Raw genomic sequence first — 14,030 nt, 5'->3', positions numbered from 1 at the left:
ATGGCCCTCACCGTCATCCGCTCCGCCGAGCGTGACCTCTGGCGCGACGCCGCCCTCACCTCCCGGCAGTCCTTCCCCGCCACCGGCAACTTCGACCTGGCGGCCGGTGCCTTCGGCCTGCTCATGGTCCACAACGACGACACCGTCGCCCCCGGCGAGGGTTTCGACATGCACAGCCACGACAACGTCGAGATCATCACCTGGGTCGTCGAAGGCCGCCTGCGCCACCGCGACAACGGCTCCCCCACCGCCACCGAGCTCGGACCGGGCTGCGCCCAGCACATCTCCGCCGGCTCCGGCGTCCGCCATTCCGAGGTCAACGCCGCCGGCTACACCAGCCGGGAGACGGTCCGCGTGGTCCAGTCCTGGCTTCCCACCGACCAGCGGGACACTCCCCCGTTCCACGCCTCCCACGACTTCACCCCCGCGCTTCTCGACGCCCCCCTCGTCCCCGTCGCCGGCCCCTCCTCACCGTTGCCGCTGGGCACCGCCGGCGCCGCCCTGTGGGCCGGACGTCCCGGCGCCGACGTCGAGGTGCCCCTGCCACCGGCCCGCTACCTGCATGTCTACGTCATCCGCGGCCGGGTCTCGCTCGCCGGCGTGGATCTCGACGAGGGCGACGTCGCCCGCCTCGTCGACCACGGGCCGGTCACCGCCCGCGCGCTCGCCGACACCGAACTCCTCGTGTGGGCGATGGACCGGGCCCTGCGGGACTAACCCTGGAGCTGGCGGGCCTCCACCAGCTGCCCGCAGGCGGCTGCCGCCCGCGCGGCCAGGGTGACCGCGGACTCATGGTCGGCGACCTCGACAATCCAGAACCCGCCGAGCTGGCGACCCCGGTCAGCGGGCGGCGGGGTCTGCCCGCCCTCGGCGTCAACGACCGTCGCCGACTCCGGCGGCAGGAGACCACAGGCGAACACCAGCTGGTCGTTGCTCTGGAGTTCCTGGTTGAATGCGTCAACCGCGGCGAAGGCGGCCTGCATCTCCTCGTCGGACTGGTAAGCGGCCCCGGCATCGTGGACACCGGGATCATGGAACACGGACAGCATGAACTGGGTCATGGTCGAATCCTAGTGGCGGATCAGCAGCGACGTCTGACACCGGAGCCGAATTCAGGCGGATTCGCCCCTCGGTGTCAGACGCTGCTGCCACTCCCGGGTCGCGGAGCCCCGCCGCCGGAGGTAACGTCACCCCCAACCAACTGGGGGGACACCATGGGGACGATTCTGCGCGGCCGTGATCTGGTCGCTCTCGGCATCACACGCCACCACCGCGACGCACGCCTGACAGCGGGCACACTGCACCGCGTCGAACCGGACGTCTACTGCACCGAGCCACCGACCGGGCATCTACTGCTGGCGGCGCTCGCCGAGAAGCGGCCCCACCTGGTGTTCAGCGGGCCCACCGCCCGCCAGCTTCACGACGCCGCCCCCATCACCACCCCGGCCCACGGCCTCGTCGCCCGACCCGGCGACTACCGCTCCACGGCCCTGCTCACCGTGCGGCAGGTCCGGAACCTGCACCACCGCTCCCTCGACGGCCTCCGGGTCGTCTCACCCCTGGCGGCCGCAGCCGGGCTCGCCGACACACACCCCGCCGAGACCAGCGATTTCCTTGAGCGCCACTACGCGGGGCGCCATGGACGTGCCGCTCTCGACGCTGACCTCGCAGATCTCGGCCGGGTGAGTTCAACTCTCCGGGACGCCCTGGCCGCGGCGTCCCTGTTCGCTGACAGTGAGACGGAACGAAAACTGTTCCGCCAGCTGAAGAAACGGGGCGTGGACGTGGAGCAGAACTACCGGCTCGGCCACTACCACTGGGACGGAGCCATCCTCCGGGAGCGGGTGCTCATCGAGATCGACAGCTACCTCCATCACGGGCCCGGTGGCGGCGAACAGACCTTCACCAGGGACCGGTGGAAGGCGAACGACGGTGCCCGACGCGGCTGGGTCGTCCTGCACTACACCGGCGAATGCATCTTCTGGCACCTGGGAGAGGTGGTCCAGCAGATCATCGACACTCTGCGCTGGCGGCGGGGCCTCGGCGCCCTCCCCACGGGGCCGGGGCTGCTGGACTTCGAGGTGGCTCCGCCGTGGTCGTGGCACCGGGCATGGCACCCCGCCCAGGGATGGCCCGCCTCGGTCGATGATCCACCGTTCTTCTGACCGTCAACCAGCAGCCACGTCTGACACCGGAGCCGAATCCGCCTGAATCCTGGCCCCGTGTCAGACGTCAGTGCGGATTCCGCCGATCCATACGGGCCCGCCACCCAGAATCAGCAACAGCGTCTGACACCGGGGCCACAATCACGGAAAACCGGGCCCGGTGTCAGACGCTGGAGCTGGTCTGCGGCCGAACAGTCAGTCGAGGACCTGCTGGCGCAGGATCGACATCGGGATCGAGCCGAGGGAGAGCGCGCGGCGGTGGAAGTCGCGGACGGACTGGCCCTGCGCGACGGCCTCGTCGCGGGTCTGCTGCCACAGCCGCTGGCCGAGGGCGTAGGAGGGGGCCTGGCCGGGCCAGCCGAGGTAGCGGTTGAGCTCGAAACGCAGGTTGGCCTCGTCCATGGCGGAGTTCTCCCGGAGGAAGGACTTGGCGTAGGAGGCGTCCCAGATGCCGGTGCCCTCGGGCACCTTCTTGCCCAGGTGGACGCCGATGTCGAGGACGACGCGGGCGGCGCGGAGCCGCTGGGCGTCGAGAAGCCCCATGCGGGTGCCCGGGTCCTCGTGGTAGCCGAGTTCGGCCATGAGCTGCTCGGCGTAGAGGGCCCAACCCTCACCGTGGCCGGAGTTCCAGCAGGCGACGCGGCGCCAGAGGTTGAGCTTGTCGCGCTCGACGAGGGTCTGGCCGATCTGCAGGTGGTGGCCGGGGACTCCCTCGTGGAAGACGGTGGTCAGTTCCTGCCAGGTGTGGAAGGTGTCCTGCGCCTTGGGCACGGACCACCACATGCGGCCCGGGCGGGTGAAGTCGTCGGACGGCGGGGTGTAGAAGATGCCGCCGGTGCCGGCCGGGTCGATCCGGCACTCGATGGTGCGGACCTGTTCCGGGATGTCGAAGGCGCTGCCGTGGAGGTCGGCGACGGCGCGGTCGGCGGTCTCCTGCATCCATTCGATGAGTTCGTCGGTGCCGTGGAGGGTGTAGCGCTCCTCGGCGTCGAGCTTGCGGAAGGCCTTGCGCGGGGTGGTGTCCTCGCCGTAGAGCTGGCGGGCGATGGCCTGCTGCTCGGCGGTGATCTCGCGGAGGCGCTCGAGTCCCCAGGAGTAGGCCTCGTCGAGGTCGACGGTGTCGCCGACGAAGAGGTGGGAGAAGCGCTGGTAGCGCTCGCGGCCGACGGCGTCCTCGCGGGGGGCGTGGGTGGCCAGCTGCTCGGAGAGCCAGTCGGCCATGTCGGCGAAGGCCTGCTTGGCGGAATGGACCTCGGCGGAGTCGGGGTCGACGCCGAGGCTGTCCAGGAGGGAGTTGGAGTCGGCGAGGTCACCGCACTGGGAGGTCAGTTCGTCGATCTGGCGCAGGGGGGCGACGTGGCCGTGGCCGGAGGCCTCGGAGAGGGATTCGCGGTAGCCGGCGAGGGCGGCCTCGACCTTGGACAGGCGGGAGCGGATGGCGTCGATCTGCTCGGGGGTGTCCGAGGGCATGAGGATGAGGGTGTCGCGGATCGTCTGGACGGGGGAGGCGATGTTGTTGAGCATCGCGAGGTTCTCACCGTGGTGGTGCAGGTCCAGGTCGAGGCAGAGGCGGTCGCGGAGGACGGCGGCGGTGACGTGGTCGACCTCGTCGAAGTCGTCCTCGTCATCGGATTCGTCGGTGCCGTCGTCGAAGGCGTCGACGTCGGCGATCATCTCGCGGGTGCGGTCGGCGACGGCACCCCAGTAGTCGGGGGAGAAGTCCTGCAGTTCGCCGTCGTGGCCGGGGATGCCCCAGGCGGTGGCGTCGGTGGGGCTCAGGGCCGCGAGGTCGTAGACGAATCCCTCGCAGGAGGCGTCCAGCAGCGACGGAGTACGCGGTTCGGTGTCCAGGTCGGTGGAATTCGCCGTCGAATTCGCTGAGGTCACAGCGGTCTCGGAACTCATGACAGGTCAGTGTAGCCGGGGACGTTGCCCGGTTCCCACTTTCCGCCGGGTGCGCTCCAGGTGGCGAAGGCGTCGAGGACGTCCGCCGGGGAATTCTCCACGATGAGCGACTCGACGTACTTGGGTTGGAGGAAGCCCTCCGCGGTGGCGCGTTCGAGCATGGCCACCTGGGGGTCCCAGAAGTCGTCGGTGTTGCACAGGGCGACGGGGCCGCGGATGTGGCCGAGCTGCTGCATGGTGAGGACCTCGAAGAGTTCCTCCAGGGTGCCGGCGCCGCCGGGCAGGGCCACGAAGGCGTCGGCAAGCTGTTCCATGCGGGTCTTGCGTTGCGCCATGGTGTCCACGACCTCGAGGTCGGTGACGCCGGGGTGGGCGAGTTCGAGGTCGAGCAGCTGCTTGGGGATGACGCCGGTCACCGCCCCCTGCTTCTCGACGACCGCGCTCGCCACCTCCCCCATGAGCCCCACCGCACCACCGCCGTAGATGAGGCGCAGGCCCCGGGCCGCCAGTCCGGCGCCCATCTCCCGCGCCGCCCGGGTATAGGAGGAACGGGCCCCGTGGGAGGAGCCACAGTAGACGGCCACCGATGTGATGTGCCCCGGCGCGACGGAATCCATGGCCCGGATTCTATAGCCTGGGCCCCATGGAGGACGCCTTCTCGCACGCCCTGGGCCTGGCCCGCGACGCCCGCCGCATCGAGGTGTTCACCGGTGCGGGCATGTCGGCCGAATCGGGGCTGGACACGTTCCGCGATGCGCAGACGGGCCTGTGGACGCATGTGGATCCGGTGGCGATGGCGTCGGTAGGCTCCTGGGCGCGTGACCCCGAACCGATGTGGGCCTGGTACCTGTGGCGCGCCCAGAAGTGCCGGCAGGTCGAACCCAACGCCGGGCACCGCGCGATCGCCGAGTGGGCCGGGCTGCCGGACACGACGGTGACGGTGACCACCCAGAACATCGACGACCTGCACGAACGCGGCGGCGCGGAGGACGTGGTCCACCTGCACGGTTCCCTGTTCGACTACCGCTGCACCATCTGTTCCCGCCCCTGGCGCGGGCAGGTCGAGTTCCCCGCCGAGCCCGTCGACCGGCTCGCACCCCCGGAGTGCCCGCTTTGCGGCAACCTCATCCGTCCCGGCGTGGTGTGGTTCGGGGAGGCGCTGCCGGAGAAGGCGTGGGCGCGTGCGGAGGCCCGCATGGAGTCCGCCGACCTCGTCATCATCGTGGGCACCTCCGGTGTCGTGCAGCCGGCCGCCGCCCTGCCCCTGCTCGCCGTCCAGCGCGGCACCCCGGTCATCGAGATCTCCCCCGAACCGACCGAGCTCACCCGCTTCGCCGATGTGTCCTGGCGCACGACCGCGGCCCGGGGGCTGCCGGAACTGGTGCTGGGCCTTACTCTGGGGTGACGTGACCACTTCCACCCCCGTGCCTCATGTCCTCGCCGTCCCCGCCGACGAGCACCTCCGCCTGATGTCCTCACCGCAGCGCGTCGACCGCACCCTCGAGCTTCTCGACGCCGACGAGTACCCCACCCTGCGCCTCGGCACCGACCTCACCTGGGTCGGACTGCAGGCGGGCCTGAACAACACGCCCGCCGCCCCGGCGCTCAGTGGCGGTGAGATGTGGCGCCATCACCCGCCGGTCCATGCCCTCGCCGACATGCAGGTGACCATGCTCGCCGACGCACTGGCGGACACCGACCCGGCGACCGTGGAGGAGACCGGCGGCCTCGTCCTGGAGGAGAGTTTCGGCGAGGTCTCCGACGGTGACATCGCCGCTGCCGTCACCCGTCTCACCGAGTTCTTCCGCGCGGCCGCCGACCGCGGCGACGCGGTGATCATCGCGTTCGTGTGATCACGGACGGGCCGTAGGGCTACGATCTCCGTTCGTGAGCTTCCGTGATCTCTTCGCCGACACCCGACCGCTGCAGGTACCGGCCTACCGCCGGTTGTGGACGGCGAACATCGCGACGACGATCGGGGCGCAGCTCACGGTCGTGGCGGTGCCGGCGCAGATCTACACGCTCACCGGTTCCAGTGCGTATGTCGGGCTGACGGGCCTGTTCGGGCTGGTCCCGCTCATCATCTTCGGCCTTTACGGCGGGTCGATCGCGGACAGCCTGGACAAGCGGCTCGTCCTCGTCGGTTCGACCCTGGGGATGATCCTCACGGCCGTGATGTTCTGGGCGTTGACGTGGTCGGGCAACACGAACGTGTGGTGGTTGTTGTGGACCTTCTCGCTGCAGCAGGCGTTCTTCGCGGTCAACCAGCCGACGCGGACGGCGGTGAACCGGGCGATCCTGCCGCTGGATCAGCTGCCGGCGGGTGCGAGCCTCAACATGATGCTCATGCAGGCCGGTGCGATCGTCGGCCCGCTGGTCGCGGGTGCACTCATCCCGTTCATCGGTTTCTCGTGGCTGTACTTCCTCGACGCGCTGCTCCTGCTGCCCACGCTCGGGGCGGTGCTGGCCCTGCCGGCGCTGGCGCCGAAGGAGGTCGGGCAGAAGGCGGGCGTGCACTCGGTGGTGGACGGCCTGCGGTACCTGTGGGGTCAGCCGATCCTGCTGGTGGCGATGCTGCTGGATCTCATCGCGATGGTGTTCGGCATGCCGCGGGCGTTGTATCCGGAGATCGCGGCGGACCGGTTCGGGGAGACGGAGCCGGGCATCATGCTCGCTCTCCTCTATTCCTCCATGGCGGTGGGTGCGGTGCTCGGCGGTGTGTTGTCGGGGTGGGTGTCCCGGGTGGTGCGGCAGGGCCTGGCGGTGATGGTGTGCATCGTCGTCTGGGGCGCGGCGGTCGTGGTGGCGGGCCTGGGTGTCATGCTCAGCCCGGGGACGGTGACGATCTTCGCCTGGTTGGTGGTGCTCATGCTCGTCGTGGGTGGGGCGGCGGACATGTTCTCGGCGTCGTTGCGCACGGCGATTCTGCAGCAGTCGGCGGCGGAGCATGTGCAGGGCCGGATCCAAGGCGTGTACATCGTCGTGGTGGTCGGCGGGCCGCGGTTGGCGGATGTCCTGCACGGGTGGGCGGCGGGGCCGTTCGGTGTGGGCATGGCCACGCTCATCGGTGGCGTGCTGGTCGTCGTGGGGACGGCGGTGTGCGCGCTGGTGGTGCCGTCGTTCAGCCGGTATACCCGGCCCGGGCCGGACACGGTCGACTCCACCGCCCCGACGAACTGATCTGTCTAGATTCAGAGGTCCACATTAGACTGTGCGGTCTAATCATGTATGATCATCCCATGACCACCGCAGGCACCGTCTTCTCCCGACCGCGCACCCCCGCGGCGAAGTGCCTGCATCTCATCCGTCAGCAGCAGACCGTCACCCGCAGCGAACTCGTCGACGCCACCGGCCTGTCGCAGCCGACGATCACCCGCGCGGTCTCCTCGCTCATCGACGCCGGCCTGGTCCACCAGCGCACCGACCTCACCCGTTCCCAGGGCCGGGGCCGCCCCACCATCCCCCTGGAGCTCGCGCCGGGGCCGTGGGTGCTCGCCGGCATCGCCGTGGGCACCTCCACCACCTACATCGGGCTTTTCGACGCCCGGGGGCGCACCATCCGCGACGCGGATGTGCCGACGCCGGTGGCGCGGCTGTCGGAAAGCGACTTCATCGAGCACGTCATGGCGGGACTCAACCGACTCACCGCGGGCCTCGACCGACCCCTGGTGTCCGTCGGGGTGACCACGTCGGGGCGGGTGAGCGGTGACGGTGTCGTCGACGCGCCGAACCTCGGCTGGCACGGTGTCGACGTCGCCGAGCGGCTGCGCTACCAGTTCTCCGTCCCCGTCGTCGTGTCCGCGGCGGTGCCCGCGATCCTCGGCTCCGAGATCCAGTCCGCGGACCTGCCCGCCGGTTCACCGGCGACGATGGCGCTGTTCGCCGACGACTCCCTCGGCGCCGCCATCGCCGACGACGACGGTGTCGCCCAGATCGCGCTGCCGCCGTCCGCGGAGGAGCTCAGCACCGCCGGCGTCCTGCAGGGGCGCTTCGAGTCCCTCTCCGAGGCCGTCCTCGTCGACGACGCCCGCCCACTGCTCGATGACCGCGCCCGCCGCCTGGGCACACTCGCCGCCAACCTGGCCCAGGAGCACCGGCCCGCCACCATCGTCGTCGCCGGCTCCGCCTTCATCGACGATCCGGCCGCCCCGAAACTCTTCGCCGGCGAGGTCCGCAACCGGCTGGGCGGGACCGGGGTGGAACTGCGCATGATCCCCACCCACCGGGAGATCGTCCGCGCCATCGCCCGGGCTGTCGCGCTCGACCAGCTGCTGCGCGAACCCCTCGGCCTGGTGTCGGTCGGATCACACTAGACCTATACTCTTGAGCCATGTCAGCCCGGATGCGCACCCGACACTTCGCCCAGGCCAAGGCCGAGGGGCGGAAGATCTCCTGCCTCACCAGCTATGATGCCCTGACGGCGGCCATCTTCGACGAGGCGGGGATCGACCTGCTGCTCGTCGGCGACTCCGCCGCGAACGTGGTGCTGGGTCAGGCGTCGACGCTGTCGATCACCACCGACGAGATGCTCTCGATGTCGCGGGCGGTCGCCGGGGCCGTGGAGCGCGCCTTCGTCGTCGCCGACCTGCCCTTCGGCACCTACGAGGAGGGTCCGGCCCAGGCGCTGGCGACGGCGGTGCGCTTCATGAAGGAGACCGGCGTCCACGGCGTCAAACTCGAGGGCGGCGTCGAGGTCGCGGACACGATCCGCACGCTCGTCGACGCCGGCATCCCGGTCGTGGGCCACATCGGCTTCACCCCGCAGTCCGAGCACACCCTCGGCGGTTACGTGGTCCAGGGCCGGGGCGGGGCCGCGGAGAAGCTGCGTGCCGACGCCCGCGCGGTCGCCGAGGCCGGCGCCTTCGCGGTGGTCCTGGAGATGATCCCCGCGGACGTCGCCGCCCAGGTCACCGCCGAGCTGGACATCGTCACCATCGGCATCGGCGCCGGCAACGCCACCGACGGCCAGGTGCTGGTGTGGACCGACGCCTTCGGCCTCGGTCGGGGCAAGACCCCGTCATTCGTGCGCCGCTACGCCGACCTCGGCTCCGTGCTTCTCGACGCCGCCCGCGCCTACAAGGCCGACGTCGAGGACGCCTCCTTCCCCGCCGAGTCCGAGTCCTTCTGATGCAGCTGCTGCGCGCCGTCGCCGAGGCCCACGCCTTCCGCCCGGTCGGCTCCGTCGGCCTCGTCCCCACCATGGGCGCCCTGCACTCCGGGCACGGCGAACTGGTCCGGCTCGCCGCCGCGGAGAATGACCACGTGGTGGTCAGCATCTTCGTCAACCCCCTGCAGTTCACCGACCTCGGCGACTGCGAGGACTACCGCCGCTACCCGCGCGACCTCGACCGGGACGTCGCCTTCCTGGAGATCCTCGGAGTCGACGCCGTCGTCGCCCCGTCGGTCGAGGAGATGTACCCCGGCGGGGTCCCGGAGGTGTGGGTCCGTTCCGGCACCATGGGCGAGCGCCTCGAGGGCGCCAGCCGTCCCGGGCATTTCGACGGCGTGACCACCGTGGTGGCCAAACTCTTCGCCCTGCTCGCCCCGGACCGGGCCTACTTCGGGGAGAAGGACGCCCAGCAGCTGGCCATCATCGAGCGCATGGTCGCCGATCTCACCCTGCCGGTGACCGTCCGGCCGGTCCCGATCATCCGCGGCGCGGACGGCCTGGCCGAATCCAGCCGAAACCAGCACCTGACCGCACGGGCACGGGAGCAGGCACTGGTCCTGCCCCGGACCCTGGCCACCCTCGCGGCCGGTGAGGTGACGGTCGATGAGGCCCGCGCCCGCCTCGCCGGGGCGGAGGGTGTCGAGCTCGACCATCTCGAGGTCGTCGACCCCGGCACCCTCCTGCCGGTGGATCACCCCGGCCCGGGGGATCTGGCGGTGGCGGCGATCCACGTGGGTGGGACCAGGTTGATCGACAACCGTCGGCTCTAGAGTTCGGCGTGCTTCTTCGACAGCTCGACGTAGCGGCCGGCGTGCGGGATGAACCCCTCGTACTGCTCGGGCTCCAGCTCCCGGCGGAGCTTGGCGGGCACGCCGGCGGCGAGCATGTGGTCGGGCACCTCAAATCCTTCGAGCACCACGGCGCCGGCGGCGATGAGCGCCCCGGAACCGATCCGGGACCGGGAGAGCAGGGTGGACTTCATGCCCACGAGGGTGCCGTCGCCGACGGTCGAGCCGTGGACCAGGGCCATGTGGCCGACGGTGACGTCCTCGCCGAGGGTGCAGGGGGCGTCGCGGTCGACGTGGAGGACGGAGTTGTCCTGGATGTTGGAGCGGGCGCCAACGCGGATGGCGTTGACGTCACCGCGGAGGACGCAGCCGTAGAACACGGAGGCGTCCGGGCCGATCTCCACGTCACCGATGATCACGGCGGTGGGGGCGACCCAGGCGGTCGGGTGGATGCGCGGGGTCGTCCCCTCGAAGGGAATGATCATGTCAGGACCTCTCGGACGGAGTCGGGGCCGGTGAAGGGCACGGCGCGCAACCCGGCATCCGTGGCGGCGGCCAGGTGGGCGGGATCGGTGTCGAGGAAGACGGTGTCCCGGGCGTGGACGCCGAGCGCGTCGACGGCGACGGCGAAGGCGCGGGGGTCGGGGGCGGCGACGCCGATGTCGCAGGAGAAGGTGACGGCGTCGACACGCTCGATCCACGGATGCTCCGCGCGCACCAGTTTCGCCAGGCTGCACGGCAGATTGGCCAGGATGCCGCAGCAGCGGTCGGCGTCGACCAGCTCCGTGACCACCGTCCTCATCTCCTCATCAGCGACGAGCACGGTCTCGTGGTCGGCGGCGATGGCCTCCATGATGTCGAAGGGAGCCAGGTCCGCGCGGACCTGCAGCTGACGCCAGAAACGTTCATCGCTGACGTCGCCACTGTCGTAGGCGGGACGCAGGTCATGGTAGATCGGCCAGATGCGCTCGTCGCCGCCGACGGTGCGCTCGATGAGACGCCGGTCCGCCTCCGTCCGGGGCCGCATGAGCACTCCGGGCAGTCCGAACAACAGGGCAGTCATGTCGGGGGCTCCTTCCTTGCTGTTTCAAGCTTAACCACGTCTGTGCCTACACTGGGCCGCCATGATCGACTTCTCCGCTCCCGCCGACGTCGTCGCCCCGCAGTTGCTGGGGTGCACGATCATGCACGGCGGTGTCTCGGTCCGTCTCACGGAGGTCGAGGCCTACCTCGGTGCGGACGACGAGGCCGCGCACACCTTCCGCGGGCGGACCCCGCGCAACGCCGCCATGTTCGGCCCGCCGGGCAGGCTCTACGTGTACCTGTCCTACGGCATCCACCTGGCGGGCAATCTCGTGTGCGCGCCGGCGGGCACGGGGCACGGCTGCCTCATGCGGGCCGGTGAGGTGGTGGCCGGCGTGGACGAGGCGTATCGACGCCGCGGCGACGTCCCCTTCCACAAACTCGCCTCCGGCCCCGGGAACCTGGGCAAGTGCCTCGGCCTGGCGTTGGCGGACAACGGCACGCCCGTCGACCTCAGCGTCCGCACCGCGGAACCGGAGTGGGTGGCAGGACCGCGCATCGGCATCTCCCGCAACGCGGAGGCCCCGCTGCGCTTCTGGATCCCGGGTGACCGGACCGTCTCCGGTCGGCGCGGTCGGCCCGGTCGGGCAGGGTCCGGCGGAGACGGTTATGGTGGGGAGGGAAACGTGATCGCCCCCACACCGTGAGGATTCATCATGAGCTCCACCGCCGAGATGCTGACCACCCACCTGAACAACGCCGGCGTTGACACGTCCCTGCTCGCCGCGACGATCGAGGCGCTCAATGACTGCGCCAGCACCTGCACCACCTGCGCCGACGCCTGCCTGTCCGAGGACTCCGTCGCCGACCTGCGCGCGTGCATCCGCAGTGACCAGGACTGCGCCGACATCTGCACCGCCACCGCCCGGGTGCTGGCACGCTTCACCGGTGACAACGCCGTGGTGGTCAAGCAGCAGCTGACCACCTGCATCACCGCCTGCTCCTCCTGCGCCGAGGAGTGCGAGGCCCACGCCGACCACCACGAGCACTGCCGGGTCTGCGCCGAGGCGTGTCGCCGCTGCGAGAAGGCGTGCGCCGAACTGCTCGGTGCCCTTCCGTGATGACCGGGAACGACCGGTCCGGGACGTAGGATGCACCCATGGACACCCTGACGATCCGTCGCGAGGCCGAGGCCGACATCCCGGCCATCCGTGACCTGACCTCCCGCGCCTTCGTGGACAAGCCCTACTCGGACCAGCGGGAGGCCGAGATCGTCGAGACTCTCCGCGACACCGACTCGCTGACCTTCTCCTTCATCGCCGTCAAGGGGCCCGCCGTGGTCGGCCACATCGCCGCCTCTCCGGTGAGCATCTCCGACGGGACGGGCAACTGGTTCGGCATCGGCCCCATCAGCGTCGACCCCGCCACGCAGGGCGAGGGCATCGGATCGCAGCTCATGCAGCGTGCCCTCGACGAGCTCGAGGCGATGGGTGCCGGCGGGGCCGTGGCCCTCGGCGACCCGACGTTCTACCGGCGCTTCGGACTGGCCACCCGCCCGGGCCTGACCTACCCCGGGTTCGACCCGCAGTACTTCCTCGCCGTCGCCCTCGCCGACCCGGACGTCCCCGCCGGTGAGGTCACCTACCACCCGGCGTTCACCGGTTAACCGTTCTTCGGGACCGGGGTCTCCCGCCGCTCGTACTCGAAGCGACGCTTCTCCCCCTCCTGATACACCCGCCCCGGATCCTTCGGGGTCGGGGATTCGGCCGTTCCCGCGGGCACGGTGACCATGTCCACCTCGATCTCCACCGGGGACGCACAGTGGATGAGCAGCTCCCGACCCGAATCAAGCGTGATCCGCACCCCGCTGTCGCGCCACCATTCCCACTCGGTGGTCTGCTCCGGTTTGGTGATCTGCCGGATCCCGTCCTGCACCCGCTGGATCGCCGTGATCGTCCCGGGCAGCGGATACTCCTCCCCGCCCGGGCCCTCCGCCGACAGGGGGTGAACGGTGAGCACCGACTCGACGCGTTCACCCTCGTCACCGAAGTCGATGACCGTCTCCAGATACTCGAGGCTGACATACCCCTGATCGGTGTGCAGCCAGGCGCCGAACGCGCCGACGCCCTCGTCGAGCTCGATGTCCGTGCCGTAGCCGAGCAGTTCCGCGCCGATGAGCTCCGTGAGCCGCGCCAGACTGTCCTGGCTGAGATACGTGGTGATCATGACTGCCTTTCTACCCGCTCAGCATGCCTGCGGCGGGGTCTGCCAGGCGTGGGCGATGAGTTCCTCCAGCACCGCGAGGTCGATGTCCTCCGGCTTGTTCACGTAAACACAGGACACGGCCGCCTGGTGCTTGCCCAGTTTCGCCAGCAGTTCCTCGGAGCGGGGCAGCCCCTGCAGCCCGTAGAGGGAGATCTTCGCCTTGCGCGGGCTGAACCCGACGTGGAAGGTGTCGCCCTCCCGCCCGGTGGCGTAGCGGTAGTGGGTCTGCCCGTAGCCGATCATGCTCGGTCCCCACATCACCGGTTCCGCGCCGGTGGCGCGGTGGAGGATCTCCAGGAGCAGCCGCCCGTGCTCGACCCGGCGCGGGGTGTCCAGGCTCTCGACGAACTGCTCCGGTGACTGGTCGGTGGCGTGCGTCTTCAGGTCCGGGGCGTTGTCGCCGGTGTTGCCGCGGGTCCACTCGGCCTTCCGCTCCTCCGGCGCGGGGGCGCCCGCCATCCCCAGACCCTTCTCCTGCAGGGCCGCCTGGATCCGCTCCAGTCCGCGCTTTCCGACGCCGTGCAGCTCCAGCACCTCCGCCCACGCCACTCCGTCGAGAGACTCGAGATCGCGGTACCCGGCGAGAGTGAGTGCGTCCCGGGCGGGGCGGCCGACACCCGGAATGGAGTCGAAGGAGGTGCTCATGAGGGCAATCCTAGAGAGATTCCTTCGATGTGGAATAGTATTTCCATTCGCAGCGTCATACCCGGTGAC

The 14,030-nt window shown here is 70.2% G+C and carries 18 protein-coding genes; 11 read left to right on the top strand and 7 right to left on the bottom strand.

Annotated elements, in window-relative coordinates:
• Entirely contained in the window at positions 1 to 717 is a 717-nt protein-coding gene (locus tag QP029_RS04495; protein ID WP_284875646.1) for a pirin family protein, read from the top strand.
• Here QP029_RS04495 and QP029_RS04490 read toward each other — a convergent pair.
• Positions 714 to 1,061 (bottom strand): YciI family protein, encoded by a 348-nt coding sequence (locus QP029_RS04490; protein WP_284875645.1) that lies wholly within the window; start codon positions 1,059 to 1,061, stop codon positions 714 to 716. The two genes, QP029_RS04495 and QP029_RS04490, sit on opposite strands and share 4 nt — an antisense overlap.
• Before the next feature lie 153 nt (positions 1,062 to 1,214).
• Between QP029_RS04490 and QP029_RS04485 the strand changes: the two genes are divergently transcribed.
• A complete protein-coding gene (locus QP029_RS04485; RefSeq protein WP_284875644.1) occupies positions 1,215 to 2,165 on the top strand; it encodes a DUF559 domain-containing protein in 951 nt (316 codons plus the stop codon).
• 195 nt (positions 2,166 to 2,360) lie between these two features.
• Here the strand turns inward: QP029_RS04485 and QP029_RS04480 are convergent, their stop codons facing one another.
• Entirely contained in the window at positions 2,361 to 4,070 is a 1,710-nt protein-coding gene (locus QP029_RS04480; RefSeq protein ID WP_284875643.1) for a DUF885 domain-containing protein, read from the bottom strand.
• Positions 4,067 to 4,687: an LOG family protein gene (locus QP029_RS04475; protein ID WP_284875642.1), complete on the bottom strand. Its 621-nt coding sequence runs from the start codon at positions 4,685 to 4,687 to the stop codon at positions 4,067 to 4,069. Before QP029_RS04475 ends, QP029_RS04480 begins: the two co-directional genes overlap by 4 nt.
• Positions 4,688 to 4,713: 26 nt before the next feature.
• Between QP029_RS04475 and QP029_RS04470 the strand changes: the two genes are divergently transcribed.
• Genes QP029_RS04470 through panC form a run of 6 tightly spaced genes read left to right on the top strand, consistent with a single transcriptional unit; the run spans position 4,714 to position 10,010 of the window.
• The gene (locus QP029_RS04470; RefSeq protein ID WP_284875641.1) at positions 4,714 to 5,475 is read left to right on the top strand and encodes an NAD-dependent deacylase; all 762 of its coding nucleotides are present in this window, start codon (positions 4,714 to 4,716) and stop codon (positions 5,473 to 5,475) included.
• A gap of 1 nt (position 5,476) precedes the next feature.
• Positions 5,477 to 5,923: a hypothetical protein gene (locus QP029_RS04465; RefSeq protein WP_284875640.1), complete on the top strand. Its 447-nt coding sequence runs from the start codon at positions 5,477 to 5,479 to the stop codon at positions 5,921 to 5,923.
• A 34-nt stretch (positions 5,924 to 5,957) separates the two neighbouring features.
• On the top strand, positions 5,958 to 7,250 hold the full coding sequence (locus tag QP029_RS04460) for an MFS transporter (RefSeq protein ID WP_284875639.1): 1,293 nt from the start codon (positions 5,958 to 5,960) through the stop codon (positions 7,248 to 7,250).
• Positions 7,251 to 7,309: 59 nt separating this feature from the next.
• Positions 7,310 to 8,383: an ROK family protein gene (locus QP029_RS04455; protein ID WP_284875638.1), complete on the top strand. Its 1,074-nt coding sequence runs from the start codon at positions 7,310 to 7,312 to the stop codon at positions 8,381 to 8,383.
• A 17-nt stretch (positions 8,384 to 8,400) separates the two neighbouring features.
• Positions 8,401 to 9,198, top strand: a complete 798-nt coding sequence (gene panB / locus QP029_RS04450) for a 3-methyl-2-oxobutanoate hydroxymethyltransferase (protein ID WP_284875637.1) — start codon at positions 8,401 to 8,403, stop codon at positions 9,196 to 9,198.
• Complete coding sequence (panC, locus tag QP029_RS04445; protein ID WP_284875636.1) at positions 9,198 to 10,010, top strand: pantoate--beta-alanine ligase; 813 nt, start codon at positions 9,198 to 9,200, stop codon at positions 10,008 to 10,010. Before panB ends, panC begins: the two co-directional genes overlap by 1 nt.
• Here the strand turns inward: panC and QP029_RS04440 are convergent.
• Both QP029_RS04440 and QP029_RS04435 read right to left on the bottom strand, forming a co-directional pair.
• A complete protein-coding gene (locus QP029_RS04440) occupies positions 10,007 to 10,513 on the bottom strand; it encodes a gamma carbonic anhydrase family protein (protein ID WP_284875635.1) in 507 nt (168 codons plus the stop codon). The genes panC and QP029_RS04440 overlap by 4 nt on opposite strands.
• Positions 10,510 to 11,091 (bottom strand): HAD family hydrolase, encoded by a 582-nt coding sequence (locus tag QP029_RS04435; protein WP_284875634.1) that lies wholly within the window; start codon positions 11,089 to 11,091, stop codon positions 10,510 to 10,512. Before QP029_RS04435 ends, QP029_RS04440 begins: the two co-directional genes overlap by 4 nt.
• A 61-nt stretch (positions 11,092 to 11,152) precedes the next feature.
• On the opposite strand from QP029_RS04435, the gene QP029_RS04430 reads away from it, so the two are divergent.
• From QP029_RS04430 to QP029_RS04420, 3 genes are read left to right on the top strand one after another with little or no spacing between them, the layout of a single operon-like run.
• Positions 11,153 to 11,758 carry a DNA-3-methyladenine glycosylase gene (locus QP029_RS04430; protein WP_284875633.1) on the top strand — a complete coding sequence of 202 codons (606 nt, stop codon included), beginning with the start codon at positions 11,153 to 11,155 and terminating at the stop codon, positions 11,756 to 11,758.
• Positions 11,759 to 11,767: 9 nt separating this feature from the next.
• Positions 11,768 to 12,172 carry a four-helix bundle copper-binding protein gene (locus QP029_RS04425; protein ID WP_284875632.1) on the top strand — a complete coding sequence of 135 codons (405 nt, stop codon included), beginning with the start codon at positions 11,768 to 11,770 and terminating at the stop codon, positions 12,170 to 12,172.
• A 38-nt stretch (positions 12,173 to 12,210) separates the two neighbouring features.
• Positions 12,211 to 12,717 carry a GNAT family N-acetyltransferase gene (locus QP029_RS04420; protein ID WP_284875631.1) on the top strand — a complete coding sequence of 169 codons (507 nt, stop codon included), beginning with the start codon at positions 12,211 to 12,213 and terminating at the stop codon, positions 12,715 to 12,717.
• On the opposite strand, the gene QP029_RS04415 is transcribed toward QP029_RS04420, so the two are convergent.
• Complete coding sequence (locus QP029_RS04415; RefSeq protein WP_284875630.1) at positions 12,714 to 13,277, bottom strand: hypothetical protein; 564 nt, start codon at positions 13,275 to 13,277, stop codon at positions 12,714 to 12,716. The genes QP029_RS04420 and QP029_RS04415 overlap by 4 nt on opposite strands.
• Positions 13,278 to 13,295: 18 nt before the next feature.
• Positions 13,296 to 13,961 (bottom strand): DUF1801 domain-containing protein, encoded by a 666-nt coding sequence (locus QP029_RS04410; RefSeq protein WP_284875629.1) that lies wholly within the window; start codon positions 13,959 to 13,961, stop codon positions 13,296 to 13,298.
• Positions 13,962 to 14,030 lie beyond the last annotated feature (69 nt).

The sequence above is a fragment of the Corynebacterium suedekumii genome (genome assembly GCF_030252185.1).
GTDB lineage: Bacteria > Actinomycetota > Actinomycetes > Mycobacteriales > Mycobacteriaceae > Corynebacterium > Corynebacterium suedekumii.
This window is presented reverse-complemented; position numbering and strand designations above follow the sequence as displayed.

Bases quoted from the DNA above. Each gene is read 5' to 3' on its own strand.
- QP029_RS04495 (WP_284875646.1), top strand. From the start codon at position 1: ATGGCCCTCACCGTCATCCGCTCCGCCGAGCGTGACCTCTGGCGCGAC.
- QP029_RS04490 (WP_284875645.1), bottom strand. From the start codon at position 1,061: ATGACCCAGTTCATGCTGTCCGTGTTCCATGATCCCGGTGTCCACGAT.
- QP029_RS04485 (WP_284875644.1), top strand. From the start codon at position 1,215: ATGGGGACGATTCTGCGCGGCCGTGATCTGGTCGCTCTCGGCATCACA.
- QP029_RS04480 (WP_284875643.1), bottom strand. From the start codon at position 4,070: ATGAGTTCCGAGACCGCTGTGACCTCAGCGAATTCGACGGCGAATTCC.
- QP029_RS04475 (WP_284875642.1), bottom strand. From the start codon at position 4,687: ATGGATTCCGTCGCGCCGGGGCACATCACATCGGTGGCCGTCTACTGT.
- QP029_RS04470 (WP_284875641.1), top strand. From the start codon at position 4,714: ATGGAGGACGCCTTCTCGCACGCCCTGGGCCTGGCCCGCGACGCCCGC.
- QP029_RS04455 (WP_284875638.1), top strand. From the start codon at position 7,310: ATGACCACCGCAGGCACCGTCTTCTCCCGACCGCGCACCCCCGCGGCG.
- panB (WP_284875637.1), top strand. From the start codon at position 8,401: ATGTCAGCCCGGATGCGCACCCGACACTTCGCCCAGGCCAAGGCCGAG.
- panC (WP_284875636.1), top strand. From the start codon at position 9,198: ATGCAGCTGCTGCGCGCCGTCGCCGAGGCCCACGCCTTCCGCCCGGTC.
- QP029_RS04440 (WP_284875635.1), bottom strand. From the start codon at position 10,513: ATGATCATTCCCTTCGAGGGGACGACCCCGCGCATCCACCCGACCGCC.
- QP029_RS04435 (WP_284875634.1), bottom strand. From the start codon at position 11,091: ATGACTGCCCTGTTGTTCGGACTGCCCGGAGTGCTCATGCGGCCCCGG.
- QP029_RS04430 (WP_284875633.1), top strand. From the start codon at position 11,153: ATGATCGACTTCTCCGCTCCCGCCGACGTCGTCGCCCCGCAGTTGCTG.
- QP029_RS04425 (WP_284875632.1), top strand. From the start codon at position 11,768: ATGAGCTCCACCGCCGAGATGCTGACCACCCACCTGAACAACGCCGGC.
- QP029_RS04420 (WP_284875631.1), top strand. From the start codon at position 12,211: ATGGACACCCTGACGATCCGTCGCGAGGCCGAGGCCGACATCCCGGCC.
- QP029_RS04415 (WP_284875630.1), bottom strand. From the start codon at position 13,277: ATGATCACCACGTATCTCAGCCAGGACAGTCTGGCGCGGCTCACGGAG.
- QP029_RS04410 (WP_284875629.1), bottom strand. From the start codon at position 13,961: ATGAGCACCTCCTTCGACTCCATTCCGGGTGTCGGCCGCCCCGCCCGG.